This is a genomic window from Slackia sp., from assembly GCF_977041755.1.
The window spans coordinates 1-2,393 of sequence record NZ_CDRRGL010000203.1; the positions used below are offsets into that span (position 1 = coordinate 1).

Consider the following 2,393-nt stretch of genomic DNA (forward strand, 5'->3'; position numbering starts at 1 on the left):
AAAATCGAAGGCCGCATGAAATCGCCCGAATACGTATTCGCTGCGGTCGCCGCCTATCGCGCGGCAATTGATCGCTTGGCATGCGCCATCGACGAAGGCACGTCTCTTGAAGAAGCGGGCGCGACCGAGGAAGAGCATCGCGCGCTTTCCGAAGCCTTCAGCCGCGGATTCACCGAAGCCTACCTTTCCCGCCGCCGCGGGAACGACATCATGGGCTACGGCCGCCCGAACAACCGTGGCGTTTTCGCCGGACGCGTTACGAAGGCGAAAGGCCGCGAGGTTGCCGTGGAGTCCCAAACCGAGCTGCATGAAGGCGACGTGTTGGAATTTTGGACCAACAAGGGACATTTCGCCTCGACGCTTGAGGCGTTTGAGCGCAAGGGCGACATGTATTACTTCGAAATCGACGGCCGCGTGGGCAAAGGCGACCGCGTGTTCCGCGTTCGCGATGCCTCCATGGCATTCCACGATGACGATTTGGAACCTCGCCTTCCCGCGCGCATGCACGTCGTGGCCCATATCGGCGAGCCTTTGCGTTTCGTGGCGGAATGCGCTGGCGTGCAAGCCTCTTTTGAGGGCGCAACGGTAGAGGCGGCCCGCACGAAGGCCATTACCCCCGAAGAAGTGCGCGAGCACGTTGACCGCTTGGGCAATACGCCGTTTTTCCTTACGGACCTTGATGTCGACGTCGACGAAGGCGTGGGCATGGGCTTTTCGGCTCTGCACAAAGCACGCACACAGGCGTTGAAGATGCTCGCCGAAGCCATGCTCAATCCGTGGCGCGATCGCATTATCGAAAAAACCGAGAAACCCGAGCACGGCCGCACCATGTCGAAGCCGACCGCCGATGACGCGTGCGTCGTAGCGTTCGCCACGAACCCCGCATGCGCCCGTGCCGCCAAAAAGGCCGGTGCCGATGTAGTATTCGTCGCCGCCCTGAACTATCGTCGCGGCGAAGCATGCTGCGAGGGCCGCATCGTCGACGAGGAGCAGGCGGGATACCCCGGCCGCTGTGCAATCGCCCTGCCCGTGGTGGACAAGCTACCCATGAACAGCGAAGAAGACGTCGACTTGTGGAAGTGGGCGAAACCCGAAAAACCGCTATTCGTCGAAAACCTCGGCCAGCTCGTGCGCGGCGCGAACATGGGCTCGCTTGTTGAAGTGGGGCCGCACCTGCCCATCACGAATGCCGCCTCGCTTTCCGTCGCAGCTGCCCTGGGAGCTCGCCGCGTATGGCTTTCCCCGGAGCTTTCCTTGAAGCAAATCGCCGAGCTCGGCAAAGATTCGCCCGCCGAACTGGGCATTGTGGTTTGTGGCAACCAGGAACTCATGACCTGCGAACACTGCCTGCTCATGAGCCAGGGCGCATGCAACCAGAAGTGTTCGCAGTGCGAGCGACGCGCACACGCGCACACGCTGCTTGACCGCAAAGGCTATCGTTTCCCCGTGGTAACCGATTGCTTTGGCCGCAGCCACCTCTACAACGCCGTGCGTTTCGACGCCGCACACGTGGTTGACGAGCTTATCGACGCGGGCGTTTCGGCCTTCATGGTCGACACGACGCTCATGAGCGCGAACGAAGCTGGCAAGGCGACTTCCCGAGTCGTACGAGCCATCGAAGCCGCCAAGCGCGGCACGAACGTCGCAAAGACGGAAGGTTGCACGACGGGACACTTGTTCAGAGGCGTGCAATAAACGCTGCCGCGCGAAGCACCGTAACCTCGCAGTTCATCTCAAATGCCGCCCGCGTTTCCTCGAAACGGAAACGCGGGCTTTTTATTGTCCGCCTACCAGAATGGGCGAAATGCACGAACGCTTCAGCAAAAACAAGGGGATTTCGAACGATTGCCGCAATATCTATGCGAGGAAATCGCCTGGAATTCAGCCGCAACAAGCGGCAATTCGACGCTAAAACGCGAGGAAAAGCGCAGGAAGCGGGCAAGAACCGGACAAGGTTTCACCTCTAGCATGGGCGTGCGCCCGCAGCGACGCAGACCGCAGCAATCGATTAGGAGGCGACCATGCCTACGTCCCTTTGTCCGCCCAATACCCCCCACGCGTCCTTTTCGCGCCGATCATTTTTCGCCCTTGCCGCCACGGCAGCATCATATGCCGCATTGGGCCCCGTAGCCTTCGAAAGCGCACCATTAGACCACGCCAGCCAACACCCGCTTTCCCGCCAGGCCTGGGCAGCAGAAACCCGAAGTCCACATAACACAATCGAAGGCATTTTAGGCGCCACGAGATGCGCGCTCGATGAACTGAAAGCACACGAATACGATTCGTATTATTTAGGAACCCCCTATAGCAACACCGGGCCCGACGGCGCTGGAGGCGACATTTCCACCTGGGATTGCTGGCACCCCAACGGCAAACCGAAATCAAATGGGCAG

At 60.3% G+C, this 2,393-nt stretch carries 1 protein-coding gene; it reads left to right on the forward strand.

The window, feature by feature from the left end:
* Positions 1-1,695: DUF3656 domain-containing U32 family peptidase (locus ACWI8T_RS09520; RefSeq protein ID WP_449138772.1), on the forward strand; the 1,695-nt coding region annotated here is incomplete at its 5' end.
* Positions 1,696-2,393: the final 698 nt, after the last annotated feature.